Raw genomic sequence first — 16,568 nt, 5'->3', positions numbered from 1 at the left:
GCCACCCACCGACGAGCGAGGAGGATCCCTTCGCATGCGCACCAGACCCCGTCCGTCATGGCGTCCCCTGGTCACCGGGGTGGCCGCCGCCGCGCTGGCCGCCGCGGGCACCGTCGCCGCCGACGCCGCCCCCGCAGCCGCGCCCGCACGGGCCGCCGCCTGCAACGGCTATGTCGGCCTCACCTTCGACGACGGCCCGTCGAGCACCACGCAAGCCCTGCTCAACGCCCTCAAGCAGAACGGGCTGCGGGCCACCATGTTCAACCAGGGCCAGTACGCGGCCCAGAACCCGTCCCTCGTCCGCGCCCAGGTCGACGCCGGCATGTGGGTCGCCAACCACAGCTACACCCACCCGCACATGACCCAGCTCAGCCAGGCCCAGATGGACGCGGAGATCTCCCGCACCCAGCAGGCCGTCGCCGGCGCGGGCGGCGGTACGCCGAAGCTGTTCCGCCCGCCCTACGGCGAGACCAACTCCACGCTGCGTTCGGTCGAGGCCAAGTACGGCCTCACCGAGGTCATCTGGGACGTCGACTCGCAGGACTGGAACAACGCCAGTACCGACGCCATCGTGCAGGCCGTGTCCCGCCTGGGCAACGGCCAGGTCATCCTCATGCACGACTGGCCGGCCAACACGCTCGCGGCCATCCCCCGCATCGCCCAGACCCTGGCGGGCAAGGGCCTGTGCTCCGGCATGATCTCCCCGTCGACCGGGCGCGCGGTCGCCCCCGACGGCGGCGGCACCGGTGGCGGAGGGGGCGGTGGCGGCGGCTGCACCGCGACGCTGTCGGCGGGGCAGGCGTGGGCTGACCGGTACAACCTCAACGTCTCGGTGAGCGGGTCGAGCAACTGGACCGTGACGATGAACGTGCCGTCCCCGGCGAAGGTCCTGTCCACCTGGAACGTCAGCGCCAGTTACCCGAGTTCACAGGTGCTGACGGCCAAGCCCAACGGCAGCGGGAACACCTGGGGCGCCACCATCCAGGCCAACGGCAACTGGACCTGGCCGACGGTCAGTTGCAGTACCGGCTGACTGGAACGAGTGAGCCCGCGGCGCGGTGGTCGTCCGACCACCGCGCCGGACGCCGGCTCAGCACCACCGGGTGCGCGGGCAGTTCCAGTGGCCGCCACCGCCGCCGTCCCCGTCCGACGAGTCGTCGGAGCCGCCCGTCAGGCCGTTCGGGAAGGCGCTGTTGCGGTTCCGGTCGCCGGGGAACGGGTCCCGGTAGTCCGGGTCGCCGTCGTCGTCCCGGTCCGGCAGGTTCGGCCGGTCGCCGTCCTCCCGGTCCGGGTCCGGGCAGCCGTTCTCCGGGTGGGTCAGTTCGAGCGTCACCCACAGGTCGACGGTGACGTCCCCGCCCTCGGCCGGGTCGGTCACGCACACCCGCCAGTCGTCGTACTCGCCCTCGTCGGGGAGCTGGTCGTTGACGTACGCGGTGGACGCCCTGATGTGGTCGCCCGGGACGGTCCCGAGGGCGGCGACCTCCTTGTGCGCCGTCTTCCACGTCTTCCAGACGAGATCCGGCATCGTCGGCCACGGGATGGCCCCGCCGTCCGCCGGGGGGCAGGGGGCGCCGTTCTTCACCGCGCCGAAGTCGATGGTCTTCGTCCCGGACGACGTCCAGCCGGTCTTCTGGAAACAGACGGTCCAGTTGAGCCGCATCATGATGCTCTTGTCCTGGTCGGACGCGTCGTGCTCGTCGACGCCGAACCCGGCGGCCTCGGCCCTGTCCCGGGCGTCGTCCAGCGTCATGCCCCGGTAGTCCGCGGCCTCCGGCCGGGGCCTGGGGCTGGGCTTCGGGGTCGTCCCGGCCGGCGACGGCGACGCCGGGGCGAGGGCGCCGGCCGCGACGCCCTTCCCGTCCGCCTCCGCCGCCACGCTCGCCGCCCCGTCCTCGGGCGGGTCCGGGAGGACCGCGCCGAGCAGCGCCATGGCCCCGATCGTGGCGGCCACCTTCGCACCCTTCTGCCAGGGGCTGTCCTTCCACACCAGGACGATCGCGGCGACCAGGGCGAGGAAACCCAGGTACTCGCTGACCAGACCGAGCAGGGGCACGGCGGCCACGAAGCCGATGCGGGCCGGGCCGGTCGCCCACCAGCGGGTGCCGGGGCGGGCGGGCCCGGGAGGGGCGGGTGGCGCGGGAGGGGCGGGCGGGCGGTGCATGGGCGGAGTCTTTCCTGGTGCGGGTGGTGATGGCCCGTGAGGTCAGTCCGGCCTTCCGTCGGGCGACCGCATCGTACAGTCCACCCCCGGCCGGGCCGGACCCCGGAGCGACCGCCCCGCCACCCGTGTCAGGTGCCGTCCGAACACCTCGCGGGCGTCGGGTGTCAGGGTGCGCAGGGCCACCATCGCCGTGATCACCACGTCGCACAGCTCCGCCTCGACGTCCTCCCAGGTGTGCGTGACCCCCTTGCGCGGGTTCTGGCCCATCGTGCCGATCACCGCTTCGGCGGCCTCGCCGACCTCCTCCGACAGCTTCAGCATGCGCAGCAGGAGGCCCTCACGGCCGGCGACGGGCTGGTCCGCCTCCAGCCACTTCCACAGGGCGTCGACGGTGGTCCACGGGTCGTCGGCGGGCGTGCCGCCTCGGGGCTCGGTCATGCCGAGCAGCCTGCCACGAAGGCGGAGGGCGACGCGTCAGTCGAACAGTTGCTCCTGCTTGCCCTCCGCCGCCTTCCGCACCCGCCGGTTACGCGCCCCGACGATCACCGTCGTGGCGGCGGCCGTCGCCGCGAAGGCCGCCGGGACCATCCAGTTCCGGTTGACCGCGTGGCCCAGGGCGTGGTCCACGGAGAGCCTGCCGGGGCCCGTGATCGCGAGGCCGGCGGCCGTCAGGCCCAGGGAGGCCGCGTACTCGTAGCCGCCGGTCTGGGCGAAGAAGCCGTTCGGGGCGTGCACCGCGGCGGCGCCCGTCATCGCGCCGGCCGCCGCCGCACCCGCGGCCGGGGTGGCCAGGCCCAGTGCCAGCAGTACGCCGCCCCCGGCCTCCGCGAGGCCCGCCGCGGTCGCGCTCGCCCGGCCGGGCGTGTAGCCCATGGACTCCATGGCCTTGCCGGTGCCCTCGATGCCGCCGCCGCCGAACCAGCCGAGCAGTTTCTGCGCGCCGTGCGCGGCCAGTACGCCGCCCGTCCCCAGACGGAGCAGCAGCAGGCCGAGGTCGCGTCGGTCGTAGCAGGTCATGACGGCTCCTTCAGGGCGGTGACGGCGGTGACTGCGGTGGTGTGCCTTCTCAGGGTTCCCACGCTCCCCAGGTTTCCACCGTCGCACCGTCCGCACCCGACCGGCCCGCGGCGGGCGCCGTTCGGGTGGCGGGGGGCCGCGGCCGGTGTGACGCTGGCCGGCATGACCATTCAGACCACCCGACTCAGCGACCCGGCCGTCCGGGCCTTCGTCGCCGCCGTGAACGCGCACGACCGCGAGGCCTTCATGGCGCTGCTCGCGCCGGACGCCACCATGGCCGACGACGGCGATGACCGGGACCTCGCCCAGTGGATCGACCAGGAGATCTTCTCCTCCAACGGTCACCTGGAGGTCGACAACGAGTCGAACGGCGGGCGCGCCCTCATCGCCCGCTACCGCAACGACACCTGGGGCGAGATGCGCACCCGGTGGAGCTTCACCGTCGACGACGACGGCCGGATCGCGCGGTTCGAGACCGGGCAGGCGTAACCGGGACCGGGGGGCCACGCGGTCGCTCCCGCCTTCGGGTGCGCTTCACCTCCTGGCGTCCCCGGGCATGGAGACCACCGGAACGACCGGCGCCACCAGAACCCCCGGCCGCAGCGGCATCGAGGTCGGCGCGCTCGGCTTCGGCTGCTGGGCCACCGGCGGCGAGTGGCGGGACATCTCGGGGCAGCCGCTCGGCCGGGGGCCGAGGAGAACGCGGGCGCCCTGGAGAAGGGGCCGCTCACCGCCGGCCAGACGGCCGCGGCCGGCCTGATCCTCCGGGGCTGACGCCGACGGGCGTGTGTGCGGCAGCCGTCCGCCCACCGGTGCGTATCCCGCGGTCCCCCGCGGGATCCACCCCCCATCCGGTGGCCGGAACGGCTGCCGCCTTCCCCCCTCGGTATGGCTTGCGGAGGTCCCGGAAGGCCGACGCTCCGAGTGTGAAGCTTCGGTGAAGGAGAGTTGAGCATAAGTCCATCACCGGCCGCAATAGTGCGGACTATTGAATTCCGATTGTGTGGATCCTCAACGGCCCCGCCCGCGCGGTCCGTTCAGCCGCGCCCCACGTACGGCATCGCCGTCGCCATGACCGTCGCGAACTGCACGTTCGCCTCCAGCGGCAGTTCCGCCATGTGCCGTACCGTGCGCGCCACATCGGCGACGTCCATCACCGGCTCGGGCGCCACCACCCCGTTGGCCTGGAGCGCTCCCGTCTGCATGCCGGCCGTCATGTCGGTCGCCGCGTTGCCGATGTCGATCTGGCCGACCGCGATGCCGTAGGGCCGGCCGTCCAGGGACAGCGACTTGGTCAGGCCCGTCAGCGCGTGCTTGGTCGCCGTGTACGCCACCGAGTGCGGGCGGGGCGTGTGCGCGGAGATCGAGCCGTTGTTGATGATCCGGCCGCCCTGCGGGCTCTGCTCCTTCATCTGCCGGTACGCCGCCTGCGCGCACAGGAACGCCCCGTTGAGGTTGGTGTCCACCACGTGCCGCCACGCGTCGTAGGACAGTTCCTCCACCGGCACGCCGCCCGGGCCGAACGTCCCGGCGTTGTTGAACAGCAGGTCCAGCCGCCCGAACCGGTCGCGCACGGCGGCGAACAGGGCGGCCACGTCCTCGGGCCGTGACACGTCGGTCCGTACGGCGAGGGCGGTGCCGCCGGGGGCGAGCGCGGCCGTCTCCTCCAGGGTCTCGCTGCGGCGGCCCGCCAGGGCCAGCGTCCAGCCCGCGCGCAGCAGTTCGGCGGCGACCGCGCGGCCGATGCCGGAACCGGCACCCGTGACCACGGCGACCCTCTCCCGGCCGGTCATGTCGTACGTCCCCTCGTCGGCGGTTCTCACGGTGTTCATGAGGTCGCAGCGTACGCGTGGGGGACCGACCGGCGATCATGCGGAACTCATCCGTCCGACATGGCACCGTCATGTCCGCGCCAAGGTGGCGTCGTCCCCGGCCATTCGAATGCCCCCTGCACCCACCGCAAGGGGAGGAACGGATGACACCCGCGAACCACCAGGCCGCCCACCGTGCCCAGGCCACCCCGGCCACGCACGCGCCCGAACTCCGCGCCGCCGCCCGCCACCTGGGCCGCCGCCGCTTCCTGACCGTCACCGGCGCCGCCGCGGCGCTCGCCTTCTCCGTCGACCTGCCCACCGCCGGCACCGCGAGCGCCGCCGAACTCGACCCCGCCCGGCTCACCGGCGACCCCTTCACGCTCGGCGTCGCCTCGGGCGACCCGCTGCCGGACTCCGTCCTGCTGTGGACGCGCCTGGCCCCCGCGCCGTACCAGGCCGACAGCGGACTGCCCGCGCAACGCGTCGACGTCGGCTGGGAACTCGCCCTCGACGAACGCTTCCGCCGCGTCGTCAGACGGGGCACCACCACCGCCCACCCCGAGTTCCACCACACCGTCCACGTCGAGGTCGACCACCTCGCCCCGGGCCACGTCTACTACTACCGCTTCCGCGCCGGCCGCTTCATCAGCCCCGTCGGCCGCACCCGCACCGCGCCCCCGGCCCGCAGCCGCAACGCCGAGCTCACCTTCGGCCTGGTCTCCTGCCAGCGCTACGACCAGGGCTACTACACCGCCTACCGGCACCTCGCCGAGGAGGACGTGGACGTCGTCTTCCACCTCGGCGACTACCTCTACGAGTACGCCGTCAACTCCACCGGCGGCTCCCGCGCCTACCCGGCCGGCACCCTGCCCGACCTGTTCCACCACGAGACGGTGACGCTGGAGGACTACCGCCTGCGGTACGCCCTCTACAAGTCCGACCCCGACCTGCGGGCCGCGCACGCCGCGCACCCCTTCGTCGTCACCTGGGACGACCACGAGACCGAGAACAACTACGCGGGCGACACCCCGGAGAACAGCGTCCCGCCGGAGGAGTTCCTGCTGCGCCGGGCCGCCGCCTACCGGGCCTACTGGGAGAACATGCCGCTGCGGCGCCCGCAGCTGCCCGAGGGCCCGGACCTGAAGCTGTACCGCCGTCTGCACTGGGGCCGGCTCGCCCAGTTCGACGTGCTCGACACCCGCCAGTACCGCTCCGACCAGGCCTACGGCGACGGCTGGCAGTACCCCGGCCCCGAGTCCGAGGACCCGGGCCGCACCCTGACCGGCGACGCCCAGGAACGCTGGCTGATCAACGGCTGGCACCGGTCGGACGCCGTGTGGAACGTGGTGCCCCAGCAGGTCACCTTCTCCCAGCGGTACAACTCCACCACCACGCCCTCCAAGGTCTCCATGGACTCCTGGGACGGCTACCCGGCCTCCCGCGAACGGGTGCTGGCCGGCGCGCAGGCCGCCGGTGTCGAGAACCTCATGGTCCTCACCGGCGACGTGCACGTGCACTACGGCTTCGACATCAAGCGCGACTTCTCAGACCCGGACTCCCGCACCCTGGGCACGGAGATCGTCACCTCCTCCGTCACCAGCGGCGGCAACGGCTCCGCTAAGCCGTCCAACTGGGACACCTACCTGGCCGCCAACCCGCACCTGCGGTTCTACAACGGCCTGCGCGGCTACGCGACGGTGTCCCTCGGCCGGGAGCTGGCGCGCGCCGACTTCAAGACGGTGTCCCACGTGACCACCGAGGGCGCGCCGCTCACGACCGCCGCCTCCTTCGTGACGGAGGTGGGGGACCAGGGGCTCAAGCCGGCGTGACCTCACGCGCCGCGGCCGGCCCGACGGGGTGCTCACCCGGGTAGCGGACGCCGACACGGTCCCGGATCGCGTCGAGCGTCCGCATCACGGCGAGCGTGCCGTCCAGCGGGACCAGCGGCGACTCCGTCTCACCGGCCCGCAGCGCCCGCATCACCTCCCGCGCCTCGTGCTGGAGGCTCGCCCGCGGCCCGTCGGCCGGGTCGGCCGTGAACTTCTCGGGTTCGCGGCCGTCCCGGTGCAGCACGAAGTGGTCCGGGAAGAAGAAGCCGTACGGGACGTCGATACGGCCCAGGGAACCGGTGACCGAGGCGGAGTTGGGCGTACCACCGGTGATGGAGCAGTGCACCGAGGCGAGGGCGCCGCTGTCGTAGGAGAGCAGCGCACCCGTCTGGAGATCGACCCCCTCCTCCGAGAGCACCGCCCGTGCCGCGACGTCCGACGGCTCACCGAGCAGCAGTTGCGCGAACGACACCGGGTACACACCCAGGTCGAGCAGCGCGCCGCCGCCCTGCGCCGGGTCCCGCAGCCGGTGCGCGGGAGGGAAGGGGCCGGCCAGTCCGAAGTCCGCCTGAACGCTGCGGACCTCGCCGATCACACCGTCCGCCACCAGCGCCTTCAGGCGCCGTACCAGCGGATTGCAGTACATCCACATCGCTTCCATCAGGAAGACCCCGCGCTCCCGCGCCAGCGCGACCAGTTCCCCCGCCTCCCGCGTGTTCAGCGTGAACGGCTTCTCGCACAGCACGTTCCGGCCCGCCTCCAGACAGAGGCCGGCGGCGGTGCGGTGCGCCGCATGCGGAGTGGCGACGTACACGACGTCGACGTCCTCGTCCCGGGCCAGCGACTCCCAGTCGCCGTACGCCCGCGGTATCCCGAACCGGTCCGCGAACGCCTTCGCCGACGCCTCGGTCCGCGAGGCCACCGCCACGACCTCCGCGTCCGGCAGATCGACCAGATCCGCCGTGAACGTCGCCGCCATGCCGCCGGTCGCCAGAATCCCCCAGCGCACCCTCTGCTCGGCCACCCTGTCCCCACCCTCGCTCACGTTCAGACAAGTCCGTACGAGCTGAGAGCATAGGTGCCGGATCCTTCGGACAGGGAGGGGCACATGCCCGAGCGCGGTCCGTCCATACCGCACGCGTCACCGTCGAACACCACAGAACCGAACACGCCACGGGCGGCCGGACCGGACACGGAGCCGGCCGTCCGTCCGCTGCGCGCCCACCGCCGCACCGGACTGCTCGTCACGCTCGTCCTCGGCGGTCTGACCGCCACCCCGCCGCTGGCGATGGACATGTACCTCCCCTCGCTGCCGGAGGTCACCGAGTCCCTGCACGCGCCCGCGGCGACCGTCCAGCTCACGCTCACCGCCTGCCTGGCCGGCATGGCCCTCGGCCAGCTCGTCGTCGGGCCGATGAGCGACAAGTGGGGCCGCCGCCGGCCGCTGCTGACCGGCCTCGCCGTCTACGTCGTCGCCACCGCGCTGTGCGCGCTCGCGCCCACCGTGGAGCTGCTGGTCGCGTTCCGGCTGGCGCAGGGCCTCGCGGGGGCCGCCGCCATCGTCATCGCGCGGGCGGTCGTACGGGACCTGTACGACGGTGTGGCCATGGCCCGCTTCTTCTCCACCCTCATGCTGATCTCCGGCGTCGCCCCGGTCGTGGCGCCGCTCATCGGCGGGCAGATCCTGCGAGTGACGGACTGGCGGGGCGTGTTCGTCCTGCTCACCGTGGTCGGGGTGCTGCTGGGCGGGGTCGTGTGGGCCAAGCTGCCCGAGACGCTGCCCGAGGCCGAACGGCACGCCGGCGGGGTCGGCGACACCCTCCGCTCGATGCGCGGGCTGCTCGCCGACCGGGCCTTCACCGGGTACATGCTCGCCGGCGGCTTCGCCTTCGCCTCGCTGTTCGCCTACGTCTCGGCGTCCCCGTTCGTCGTCCAGGAGATCTACGGGGCCTCCCCGCAGACGTTCAGCCTGCTGTTCGGGCTCAACTCGATCGGCCTGGTCGTCGTCGGACAGATCAACGGCAAGGTCCTCGTCGGACGGGTCGGCCTGGACCGGGTGCTGGGCATCGGCCTCCTCGTCGTCGTCGCCGCCGCGACCGCGCTGCTGCTGATGACCCTCGGTGTCTTCGGCGAGGTCGGGCTCGCGCCGGTCGCCGCCGCGCTGTTCGTGCTGATGTCCGCGATGGGCGTCAGTCTGCCCAACACCCAGGCGCTCGCGCTGATGCGGGTCAAGCAGTCCGCCGGCTCCGCGTCCGCGCTGCTCGGCACGTCCTCCTTCCTCATCGGCGCCATCGCCTCCCCGCTGGTCGGGGTCGCCGGGAAGGACACCGCCCTGCCGATGGCGATCGTCCAGCTGGTGGCGGCGCTGGTGGCGCTCGCCTTCTTCCTGGGCATGTGCCGCCCCTCGGCCGGGCGTACGACCGCGGGGGGAGCGGAGAGCTGAGCGCTCCGAGACTGCGCAGCGACACCCCGGAACGGGCCGGACTCGACCCCGGGGAGCTCCGTCGTGTCGTGGCGGACGTGCACGCCCTCACGGCCGGCGAGCGGCCCTGGGCCGCGGGTGCCGTCGTGGCCGTGGGGCGCGGGCCCGTGCTCGCCGTCGAGGAGGCGGCGGGGTGGGCCGTGCGGTACGCGTCCTACGACCCGGCCACCGACACCGGCGTGGAGCTGCCGGCCGGCTCCCGGGTGCCGATGACCGTCGGCACGCCCTTCGACCTGGCGTCCCTGACCAAGCTGTTCACCGCGGTCGCCGCCGTGCAGCAGATCGAACGCGGCACGCTCGGCATCGACGCGGAGGTGGGGGCGTACCTGCCCGACTTCCGCGGGGCCGCCGCGCACGGCGTCACCGTGCGGCAACTGCTCACGCACACCTCCGGGCTGCGGCCCGAACTGCCGCTGTACGACTGCGCCGACGACGGGGAGCGGCTGCGGCGGCTGCGGGCGGAGCCGCCGGTGGGGGTGCCCGGCACGTACTGCTACTCCGACCTGAACATGCTGCTCCTGCAGCACGTGCTGGAGCGCGTCAGCGGGCGCCGCCTCGACGTCCTCGTGCGCGACGGGATCACCCGGCCGCTGGGCATGACCGCGACGCACTTCGGGCCGTGCCCGGGTGCGGCGGCGACGGAGGACCAGCGGCGGCCGTGGGCCAAGGCGGACCGGGGGATGCTGCGGGGCGTCGTCCACGACGAGAACGCCTGGGCGCTGGGCGGGGTGGCCGGTCACGCGGGGCTGTTCTCGACCGGCCGGGACCTCGCGGTCTTCTGCCGGGCGCTGCTCGCGGGCGGCTCGTACGGGCCCGCGCGCATCCTCGGCCCCGACTTCGTGGAGCTGCTCCTCGCCGAGCCGGGGCTCGGGTTCGCCCTGGACCAGCCGTGGTTCATGGGGGAGCTGGCGGGGCGGGGGGCGGCCGGGCACACGGGCTTCACGGGCACGATGCTGGTCCTCGACCGCGCGACGGACACGTTCGCGATCCTGCTCGCCAACACGGTCCACCCCCGCCGACGCCCACCGGCCAACGGCCCGCGGGCATTGCTGGGGACGCGGGTGGCGAGGGCGGTGCGGGCGATCTGACGGCGGCTGCGGGTGCCTCCGGCGGTGGGGCGTCGTGCCTGCGGCGGCCTGTGGGGGTTCGGTGGGGGTGCGCGTAGCGCCTTCGGTGGTCTGTGGGTCGGGGCCGTGCCGCCGTAGCTGCGGGCAGTCGTGCCGCTGGGGCGGCACGGGTGGGCGCAGCGGCACCCGGCAGCGCCGGGCCACGCGACCCAGCCCCGGCCCGCCCCCGCGCCGGGTGCCCCGATGGCGCCGGGCCATCTGACCTACCCCCGGCCCGCATCAGCGCCGGGCACCCCGTGACCTTGCCGGGCAGCACCCGCGTTCACCCCCGCCCCGTAGAATCCCCGGGTGAACGCCCCCGCCACCCCCGCCGACACCCTGCGCACCGCCCTCGCCGACCTCGTCGACGGGCTTCCGCCCCGCCACGCCGCGCAGGCCGTCGAGCGGCTGATCGCCAACTACCGCGGGGCCACCCCCACCGACGCCCCGATCCTGCGGGACCGCGCCGACGTCGTCGCGTACGCCGCGTACCGCATGCCGGCGACCTTCGCCGCCGTGCGGTCGGCGCTCACCGCGTTCGCGGACGCCGTGCCCGAGTGGGCCCCCGCGAGCCACGTGGACGTGGGCGGCGGGACCGGCGCGGCGACCTGGGCCGTCAGCGACACCTGGGGCGGTGCCCGCCCGGTGACCGTGCTCGACTGGGCCGAGCCCGCGCTCGCCCTCGGCAAGGAGATCGCCGCCACCCACCCGGCCCTGCGCGACACCCGCTGGCAGCGCTCCCGGATCGGCGCCGCGCTCACCGTGGAGAGCACCGACCTCGTCACCGTCTCCTACGTCCTCAACGAGCTCACCCCCTCCGACCGCGCCGCCCTCGTCGACGCCGCCGCCGGCGCCGCCCAGGCCGTCGTGATCGTCGAGGCGGGCACCCCCGACGGCTACGCCCGCGTCATCGAGGCCCGCGACCGGCTGATCGCCGCCGGCTTCCACGTCGCCGCCCCCTGCCCGCACAGCGCCGCCTGCCCCATCGTCCCCGGCACGGACTGGTGCCACTTCGCGGCGCGGGTCAGCCGTTCCTCCCTGCACCGCCAGGTCAAGGGCGGCTCCCTCGCCTACGAGGACGAGAAGTTCAGCTACGTCGCCGCCGCCCGCTTCCCGGTCGCCCCCGCCCCCTCCCGCGTGGTCCGGCGCCCCCAGATCCGCAAGGGGCAGGTCCTGCTCGACCTGTGCGAGACCGACGAGCAGCTCCGCCGCCGGACGGTCACCAAGCGCCACGGCGACCTGTACAAGGCGGCCCGCGACGCGGACTGGGGCGACCCGTGGCCCCCGGCGGCGGAGCGCTAGTCACGACTCCTCACGGGTCTCCTGCTCCCGTTTCTCCTGGAGCCTGCGCAACAGCTCCCGCTTCTGGGCCCGCGCGTCCTGCGCGCCGCCGATCCGGTCGCCCCGGCCGCCGCCGCGCAGCGCCTTGCGGCCGAGGTTGCGGCGCGCGCCGCCCACACCCAGCATGTTCCCGGCTCCGCCTCGGGTCATCAGAGGCTCACTTCCCTTCACTCCAGAGTGACGATACGGTTCGTCTCGTTTCTTCACCCTCACCACTGTCAAGCGAGACGCACCGTCTTGTCAACTGGTAAATTCGCGTCATGGCCACCCAGAAACCCACCCAGGTCCCCGACGTCACACGCCGCAGCGCCAGGTCCCGCCGGGCCATCTACGACGCCGCCCTCGCACTCGTCGCCGAGGTCGGCTACCCCAGGACCACCATCGAGGGCATCGCCGCCCGCGCCGGCGTCGGCAAGCAGACCATTTACCGCTGGTGGTCCTCGAAGGCCGACGTCCTGCTGGAGGCCTTCCTCGACCTCGGCGACCAGGCCGCGCAGGCGGCGGGGCAGGAGTCGTACGCCATCCCCGACACCGGCGATCTCGCCGCCGACCTCAAGGCCGTGCTGCGCGCCACCGTCGACGAGCTCACCGACCCGAAGTTCGAGGCGCCCTCGCGAGCCCTCGCCGCGGAGGGCGTCGTCAACGAACAGCTCGGGCGGGAGTTCGTCACCAAGCTCCTGGAGCCCTCGCTCCAGCTCTACGTCGACCGGCTGCGTGCCGCCCAGGACGCCGGCCAGGTCCGGCCGGAGGTGGATCCGCGCATCGCCCTCGAACTCTTCGTCTCGCCGCTCGCCCAGCGCTGGCTCCAGCGCACCGCCCCCTTCGGCTACGACTACACCGACACCCTCGTCGACTACGCGCTGTACGGGCTCGCTCCCCGCTGACCAGTGAGGTTTGTCCCTTCCCGACCCCTGAAGCGCGGAATGGTGGGACCATAGGGCATGCTGATGCGCACGACGGCGAGGCGAGGGGATAGATGAGCGCGGACTTCGGTGGCCGGCCCGGCCTGCGGGACAAACTCTCCCAGTGGCTGCGCAAGAGCCGCCCGAAGGAGGCCGCCGGCGACGGCGACCGGGAGGCCCTGCTGCTCGCCGCCGCCGCCGCGGGACTGCCGCTCGCGCCCGCCGCCCATCCGGTCGGCTACCGCTGTTCCTGTGAGCGCGTCGGCTGTCCCACCCCCGCCCGGCACCCGGTGTCGTTCGCCTGGCAGACGCAGTCCACCACCGACCGGGCACAGCTCGAGCGCTGGGTCCGGCACCAGCCGCAGGCCAACTTCATCACCGCGACCGGCATGGTGCACGACGTCCTCGACGTGCCCCTGGAGGCCGGTCGCGAGACGTTGCGGCGGCTGCTCGACGCGGGCGTCGAGGTCGGGCCCGTCGCCGAGAGCGACGACGGCCGCATGCTGTTCTTCACCCTCACCCGCGGCACCCCCGAGCAGGAGGACGAGTGGTGGCCGTGCGAGCTGGACTGCCACCCCGAGACCATGGACGAGCACCCCGGTCTGCGCTGGCACTGCCGCGGCTCCTACGTGCTCGTACCCCCCGCACGGCTGCCCGGCGAGGACCGCGCGGTGCACTGGGTACGCGGCCCCGAGCATCCGCTGCCCGACCCGCTGACCCTGCTGGAGACCCTCACCGACGCCTGCGCCCGGCACGTCGGCGAGGAGAGCGACCCCGTCGGCACCGCCTGGCCGCTGCGCCGCTGAGCGCGGGCCGGCCGCGAGGGCGCTACTCGCCCTTCGCCGACGTCATGCCCTGAATCCGGCCCAGGACCGACACCTGGCCGCTCCCCGCCGGGTCCAGCGCGACCTCGTTGGAGACGAACTCCATCGTCAGCGACTGCTTGATCTCGCCGTCCGTCAGCGCCTGCACGTCCTTGTTCGGCGTGGGCACGGACGTGCCCTGCGCGGCGGTCTGCTTCTCGAAGTGGCGCGTGGTGAAGAACACCATCGCCCCACCGTCCTTCGTGCGCAGCGCCAGCGGCGCGTAGTCGCCGTCGGTCAGCGGCTCGTCGATGTACTGGGTGACCAGACCCGGCCTGATCGACCGCTTCTTGCGCAACTCCCGCCACTCGCTGGTGTGCGCGCCGTCTGCGAAGGTCTTCCCGCCGTCCTTGAGGTACGTCGTGTAGTCCTCGCTCAATCCGGCGGGCACGGCGGCCAGTTCGGTGGAGTTCGCGGGGACGGCCTCGGCCCAGCCGTCCTCGTCGGTCTTGAACTCGGGCACGTCACCGGGGGCGACCAGCGTCAGGTAGGCCACCTCCCAGGTGTCCTCCAGGCCGTCCCGGGTGAACACCAGCAGCCAGCGCGCCTCACCGCCCTTGTTGGCCCTCGTGTCCGCGACGAACCAGCGCGGCCAGCCGGCCTTCTTGGGGATGGTGAACTTCGCGTCCGTCAGCTCCAGCGGCGAATGCGCCGGATTGCCGCCCGGGTTGTTGGCCCGGCCGGCCTTCAGCCGCGCCGAGTCGATCGCGGCGAGGGCGCCGGTGGTGTACTCGGCGTCCAGGGAGCCGTCGTAGGCCTTGTCGGCCTTGTTGTACGCGTCCGTGAACTGTTCGAGCGCCTTCGCGGCCTCGGCCCGGGTGGTCGCGGGGAGCACCTCGCGCTCGCCGTGCACCACCACGCAGCCGCTCGCCGACAACGACAATGCCGTCACCGAGGCCGCTATCAGTGCGCTCCGGTCAAGCCTGCGGGGCCTTCGAGGGCCGCGATCCCTGCTCATCAGGTACCTTCACCTTCCCCTTCCCGGAGGCGAACCCTACCGGGGCGAGGAACAGCGCGAGCGCCGGGACCAGGTACAGCAGCCACACCGTGACCTGGAGGACGGTCGGGTCGGGCTGGAAGTTGAACACGCCCTTCAGCAGGGTGCCGTACCAGCTCGACGGATCGATGGTGCCGCTGATGTCGAAGGCCAGGTTCGTCAGGCCGGGCAGCAGGTCGGCCTCCTGCAGGTCGTGCACCCCGTACGCCAGCACGCCCGCGGCCACGACGACCAGCATGCCGCCGGTCCAGGTGAAGAACTTGGCCAGGTTGATGCGCAACGCGCCCTTGTAGAACAGCCAGCCGAGCAGCACCGCCGACGCCAGGCCCAGGGCCACGCCGATCAGCGGACGCGGGGTGCCGTCGCTCGCCGCGTGCACCGACGCCCACACGAACAGGGCGGTCTCCAGGCCCTCACGGCCCACCGCGAGGAACGCGGTGGCCACCAGCGCGCCCGTGCCCATCTTCAGGGCCGCGTCCAGCTTGCCGTGCAGCTCCGACTTCAGGTGGCGGGCGGTGCGCCGCATCCAGAACACCATCCACGTCACCAGCACCACGGCGACGATCGACAGCGAGCCGCCGAGGGCCTCCTGCGCCTTGAACGTCAGTTCCTGCGAGCCGAATTCGAGGACACAGCCGAAGCCGAGCGCGATGGCGACCGCGACACCGATGCCGGCCCAGATCGGCTTCAGCGCGTCCCTACGGCCCGTCTTGACCAGGTAGGCGATGAGGATGCAGACGACGAGGGAGGCCTCCAGGCCCTCCCGCAGTCCGATCAGGTAGTTGGAGAACACGGTTACGCCTCCTTGGCGAACAGCGTGCTGCCCCACCAGTCGTCCGCGTCACGGACGCCGGGCGGGATCGCGAAGACCGCCGAACCCACGTGCTGGATGTATTCGTTGAGCGCGTCCGTCGCCAGATTGCGCTGGACGCGGATGAAGCCCTCGCGCACGTCACGCTGGTAGGCGAGGAAGAACAGGCCCGCGTCCAGGCGGCCCAGACCGTCGGTGCCGTCGGTGAACGAGTAGCCGCGGCGCAGGATCGTCGCCCCGCCGTTGGCGTCGGGGTGCGCGAGCCGGACGTGCGCGTCGGGCTTCATCGCCTTCAGGAACGGCTCGTCGCGCTCCTTCGCCTTGCCGACCGGGGCACCCTCGCCCTTGTCGCGGCCGAAGACGTCCTCCTGCTCCTGGAGCGAGGTGCGGTCCCAGGTCTCGATGTGCATGCGGATGCGCCGCGCGACCAGGTACGAACCGCCGGTCATCCAGGCCGGCCCGTCCTTCGCGCCGGCCCACACGTGCTTGTCCAGGCGCTCCGTCTCCGTGCCCGAGATGTTGCGGGTGCCGTCCTTGAAACCGAACAGGTTGCGCGGGGTCTGCGCGTCCGCCGTCGTCGAGGACGTCTTGCCGAAGCCGAGCTGGGACCAGCGCACGACGACCTTGCCGAAGCCGATGCGGGCCAGCTGGCGGATCGCGTGCACGGCGACCTGCGGGTCGTCCGCGCAGGCCTGGACGCACAGGTCGCCGCCGCTGCGGTTCCTGTCGAGGTTGTCGCCGGGGAACTTCGGCAGGTCGACCAGCGCCTCGGGGCGCTGCCCGGCGAGACCGAACTTGCCGAACAGGGACGGCCCGAAGCCGACGGTGAGCGTCAGCCGGGACGGCTTGAGGCCCAGCGCCTCGCCGGTGTCGTCCGGCGGGGCCTCGGCCAGTCCGCCGTAGGCCCCCTCGCCGACCGGTTCCCCGGCGGTCATCTTCCGGGCCGCGGCCGTCCAGTCCTTCAGCAGCTGGACGAACTCGGCGCGGTCGTCGGTGGTCACGTCGAACGCCGCGAAGTGCAGCCGGTCCTGCACCGGGGTGGCGATCCCCGCCTGGTGCGCACCGTGGAAGTCGATCGCGCCGCCCGCGTCGGCACCCGCCGGGTCCACGTCGTCACCGGTGCGGGCCATCGCCATCGCCCCGCCGGCCGCGGCGGCACCGAGGGCGAGCCCCGCGCCGCCCCAGCCGATCAGCGCGCGGCGCGAGGGCGCCTGCGCCCTGCCGTCCGTGTCCGTCATCGTC

General features: G+C 73.2%; 17 protein-coding genes and 1 pseudogene. 9 read left to right on the top strand and 9 right to left on the bottom strand.

The window, feature by feature from the left end; genetic code table 11:
• Positions 1–34: 34 nt before the first annotated feature.
• Entirely contained in the window at positions 35–1,033 is a 999-nt protein-coding gene (locus ACIRG6_RS01760) for a polysaccharide deacetylase family protein (protein ID WP_350721807.1), read from the top strand.
• Between the two features lie 57 nt (positions 1,034–1,090).
• Here the strand turns inward: ACIRG6_RS01760 and ACIRG6_RS01755 are convergent, their stop codons facing one another.
• Genes ACIRG6_RS01755 through ACIRG6_RS01745 form a run of 3 tightly spaced genes read right to left on the bottom strand, consistent with a single transcriptional unit; the run spans position 1,091 to position 3,181 of the window.
• Entirely contained in the window at positions 1,091–2,164 is a 1,074-nt protein-coding gene (locus tag ACIRG6_RS01755; protein ID WP_364677404.1) for a PASTA domain-containing protein, read from the bottom strand.
• Between the two features lie 42 nt (positions 2,165–2,206).
• Positions 2,207–2,602 carry a MazG-like family protein gene (locus ACIRG6_RS01750; protein WP_364817621.1) on the bottom strand — a complete coding sequence of 132 codons (396 nt, stop codon included), beginning with the start codon at positions 2,600–2,602 and terminating at the stop codon, positions 2,207–2,209.
• Positions 2,603–2,638: 36 nt separating this feature from the next.
• Positions 2,639–3,181 (bottom strand): DoxX family protein, encoded by a 543-nt coding sequence (locus ACIRG6_RS01745; RefSeq protein ID WP_318218335.1) that lies wholly within the window; start codon positions 3,179–3,181, stop codon positions 2,639–2,641.
• 162 nt (positions 3,182–3,343) lie between these two features.
• Here ACIRG6_RS01745 and ACIRG6_RS01740 point away from each other — a divergent pair, with 162 nt between their 5' ends.
• Both ACIRG6_RS01740 and ACIRG6_RS01735 read left to right on the top strand, forming a co-directional pair.
• A complete protein-coding gene (locus ACIRG6_RS01740) occupies positions 3,344–3,670 on the top strand; it encodes a nuclear transport factor 2-like protein (protein ID WP_189228074.1) in 327 nt (108 codons plus the stop codon).
• A 67-nt stretch (positions 3,671–3,737) separates the two neighbouring features.
• A pseudogene (locus ACIRG6_RS01735) lies at positions 3,738–3,872 on the top strand (aldo/keto reductase); the annotation flags it as partial.
• 346 nt (positions 3,873–4,218) lie between these two features.
• Here the strand turns inward: ACIRG6_RS01735 and ACIRG6_RS01730 are convergent.
• A complete protein-coding gene (locus ACIRG6_RS01730) occupies positions 4,219–5,013 on the bottom strand; it encodes an SDR family oxidoreductase (protein ID WP_364817623.1) in 795 nt (264 codons plus the stop codon).
• Between the two features lie 143 nt (positions 5,014–5,156).
• On the opposite strand from ACIRG6_RS01730, the gene ACIRG6_RS01725 reads away from it, so the two are divergent.
• Positions 5,157–6,824 carry an alkaline phosphatase D family protein gene (locus ACIRG6_RS01725; RefSeq protein WP_364677409.1) on the top strand — a complete coding sequence of 556 codons (1,668 nt, stop codon included), beginning with the start codon at positions 5,157–5,159 and terminating at the stop codon, positions 6,822–6,824.
• Here ACIRG6_RS01725 and ACIRG6_RS01720 read toward each other — a convergent pair.
• Positions 6,811–7,848, bottom strand: coding sequence for a Gfo/Idh/MocA family protein (locus ACIRG6_RS01720; RefSeq protein WP_318218330.1), 1,038 nt, complete (start codon positions 7,846–7,848; stop codon positions 6,811–6,813). The genes ACIRG6_RS01725 and ACIRG6_RS01720 overlap by 14 nt on opposite strands.
• 84 nt (positions 7,849–7,932) lie before the next feature.
• Between ACIRG6_RS01720 and ACIRG6_RS01715 the strand changes: the two genes are divergently transcribed.
• The 3 genes from ACIRG6_RS01715 to ACIRG6_RS01705 all read left to right on the top strand — a co-directional run bounded on the left by ACIRG6_RS01715 (position 7,933) and on the right by ACIRG6_RS01705 (position 11,714).
• Entirely contained in the window at positions 7,933–9,267 is a 1,335-nt protein-coding gene (locus ACIRG6_RS01715) for a multidrug effflux MFS transporter (RefSeq protein WP_364677413.1), read from the top strand.
• Positions 9,219–10,394, top strand: coding sequence for a serine hydrolase domain-containing protein (locus ACIRG6_RS01710; protein WP_364677414.1), 1,176 nt, complete (start codon positions 9,219–9,221; stop codon positions 10,392–10,394). Before ACIRG6_RS01715 ends, ACIRG6_RS01710 begins: the two co-directional genes overlap by 49 nt.
• A 327-nt stretch (positions 10,395–10,721) precedes the next feature.
• The gene (locus ACIRG6_RS01705) at positions 10,722–11,714 is read left to right on the top strand and encodes a small ribosomal subunit Rsm22 family protein (protein WP_403320216.1); all 993 of its coding nucleotides are present in this window, start codon (positions 10,722–10,724) and stop codon (positions 11,712–11,714) included.
• Here ACIRG6_RS01705 and ACIRG6_RS01700 read toward each other — a convergent pair whose 3' ends face one another.
• The gene (locus ACIRG6_RS01700) at positions 11,715–11,903 is read right to left on the bottom strand and encodes a DUF6243 family protein (RefSeq protein ID WP_318218326.1); all 189 of its coding nucleotides are present in this window, start codon (positions 11,901–11,903) and stop codon (positions 11,715–11,717) included.
• A 110-nt stretch (positions 11,904–12,013) separates the two neighbouring features.
• Here ACIRG6_RS01700 and ACIRG6_RS01695 point away from each other — a divergent pair, with 110 nt between their 5' ends.
• Entirely contained in the window at positions 12,014–12,637 is a 624-nt protein-coding gene (locus tag ACIRG6_RS01695) for a TetR/AcrR family transcriptional regulator (protein WP_239768468.1), read from the top strand.
• A gap of 92 nt (positions 12,638–12,729) precedes the next feature.
• Entirely contained in the window at positions 12,730–13,461 is a 732-nt protein-coding gene (locus ACIRG6_RS01690; RefSeq protein ID WP_318218324.1) for a bifunctional DNA primase/polymerase, read from the top strand.
• A 22-nt stretch (positions 13,462–13,483) separates the two neighbouring features.
• On the opposite strand, the gene ACIRG6_RS01685 is transcribed toward ACIRG6_RS01690, so the two are convergent.
• The 3 genes from ACIRG6_RS01685 to efeB are packed head-to-tail and all read right to left on the bottom strand — an operon-like array spanning position 13,484 to position 16,564.
• Entirely contained in the window at positions 13,484–14,476 is a 993-nt protein-coding gene (locus ACIRG6_RS01685) for a hypothetical protein (RefSeq protein ID WP_189228085.1), read from the bottom strand.
• Positions 14,436–15,308 (bottom strand): iron uptake transporter permease EfeU, encoded by an 873-nt coding sequence (gene efeU / locus ACIRG6_RS01680; protein ID WP_364677417.1) that lies wholly within the window; start codon positions 15,306–15,308, stop codon positions 14,436–14,438. The genes ACIRG6_RS01685 and efeU overlap by 41 nt, the downstream gene beginning before the upstream one ends.
• Positions 15,309–15,310: 2 nt before the next feature.
• Positions 15,311–16,564: an iron uptake transporter deferrochelatase/peroxidase subunit gene (gene efeB / locus ACIRG6_RS01675; protein WP_318218322.1), complete on the bottom strand. Its 1,254-nt coding sequence runs from the start codon at positions 16,562–16,564 to the stop codon at positions 15,311–15,313.
• Positions 16,565–16,568: the final 4 nt, after the last annotated feature.

It is taken from the genome of Streptomyces flaveolus, assembly GCF_044765825.1.
GTDB lineage: Bacteria > Actinomycetota > Actinomycetes > Streptomycetales > Streptomycetaceae > Streptomyces > Streptomyces flaveolus.
The sequence above is the reverse complement of the archived record's forward strand: the minus strand, read 5'-3'. Positions and strand labels throughout refer to the sequence as shown.

What these genes read in the sequence shown, in the direction of transcription:
- ACIRG6_RS01685 (WP_189228085.1), bottom strand. Translation starts at nt 14,476, where the DNA reads ATGAGCAGGGATCGCGGCCCTCGAAGGCCCCGCAGGCTTGACCGGAGC.
- ACIRG6_RS01755 (WP_364677404.1), bottom strand. Translation starts at nt 2,164, where the DNA reads ATGCACCGCCCGCCCGCCCCTCCCGCGCCACCCGCCCCTCCCGGGCCC.
- ACIRG6_RS01745 (WP_318218335.1), bottom strand. Translation starts at nt 3,181, where the DNA reads ATGACCTGCTACGACCGACGCGACCTCGGCCTGCTGCTGCTCCGTCTG.
- ACIRG6_RS01725 (WP_364677409.1), top strand. Translation starts at nt 5,157, where the DNA reads ATGACACCCGCGAACCACCAGGCCGCCCACCGTGCCCAGGCCACCCCG.
- efeB (WP_318218322.1), bottom strand. Translation starts at nt 16,564, where the DNA reads ATGACGGACACGGACGGCAGGGCGCAGGCGCCCTCGCGCCGCGCGCTG.
- ACIRG6_RS01750 (WP_364817621.1), bottom strand. Translation starts at nt 2,602, where the DNA reads ATGACCGAGCCCCGAGGCGGCACGCCCGCCGACGACCCGTGGACCACC.
- ACIRG6_RS01730 (WP_364817623.1), bottom strand. Translation starts at nt 5,013, where the DNA reads ATGAACACCGTGAGAACCGCCGACGAGGGGACGTACGACATGACCGGC.
- ACIRG6_RS01700 (WP_318218326.1), bottom strand. Translation starts at nt 11,903, where the DNA reads ATGACCCGAGGCGGAGCCGGGAACATGCTGGGTGTGGGCGGCGCGCGC.
- ACIRG6_RS01740 (WP_189228074.1), top strand. Translation starts at nt 3,344, where the DNA reads ATGACCATTCAGACCACCCGACTCAGCGACCCGGCCGTCCGGGCCTTC.
- ACIRG6_RS01760 (WP_350721807.1), top strand. Translation starts at nt 35, where the DNA reads ATGCGCACCAGACCCCGTCCGTCATGGCGTCCCCTGGTCACCGGGGTG.
- ACIRG6_RS01690 (WP_318218324.1), top strand. Translation starts at nt 12,730, where the DNA reads ATGAGCGCGGACTTCGGTGGCCGGCCCGGCCTGCGGGACAAACTCTCC.
- ACIRG6_RS01695 (WP_239768468.1), top strand. Translation starts at nt 12,014, where the DNA reads ATGGCCACCCAGAAACCCACCCAGGTCCCCGACGTCACACGCCGCAGC.
- ACIRG6_RS01715 (WP_364677413.1), top strand. Translation starts at nt 7,933, where the DNA reads ATGCCCGAGCGCGGTCCGTCCATACCGCACGCGTCACCGTCGAACACC.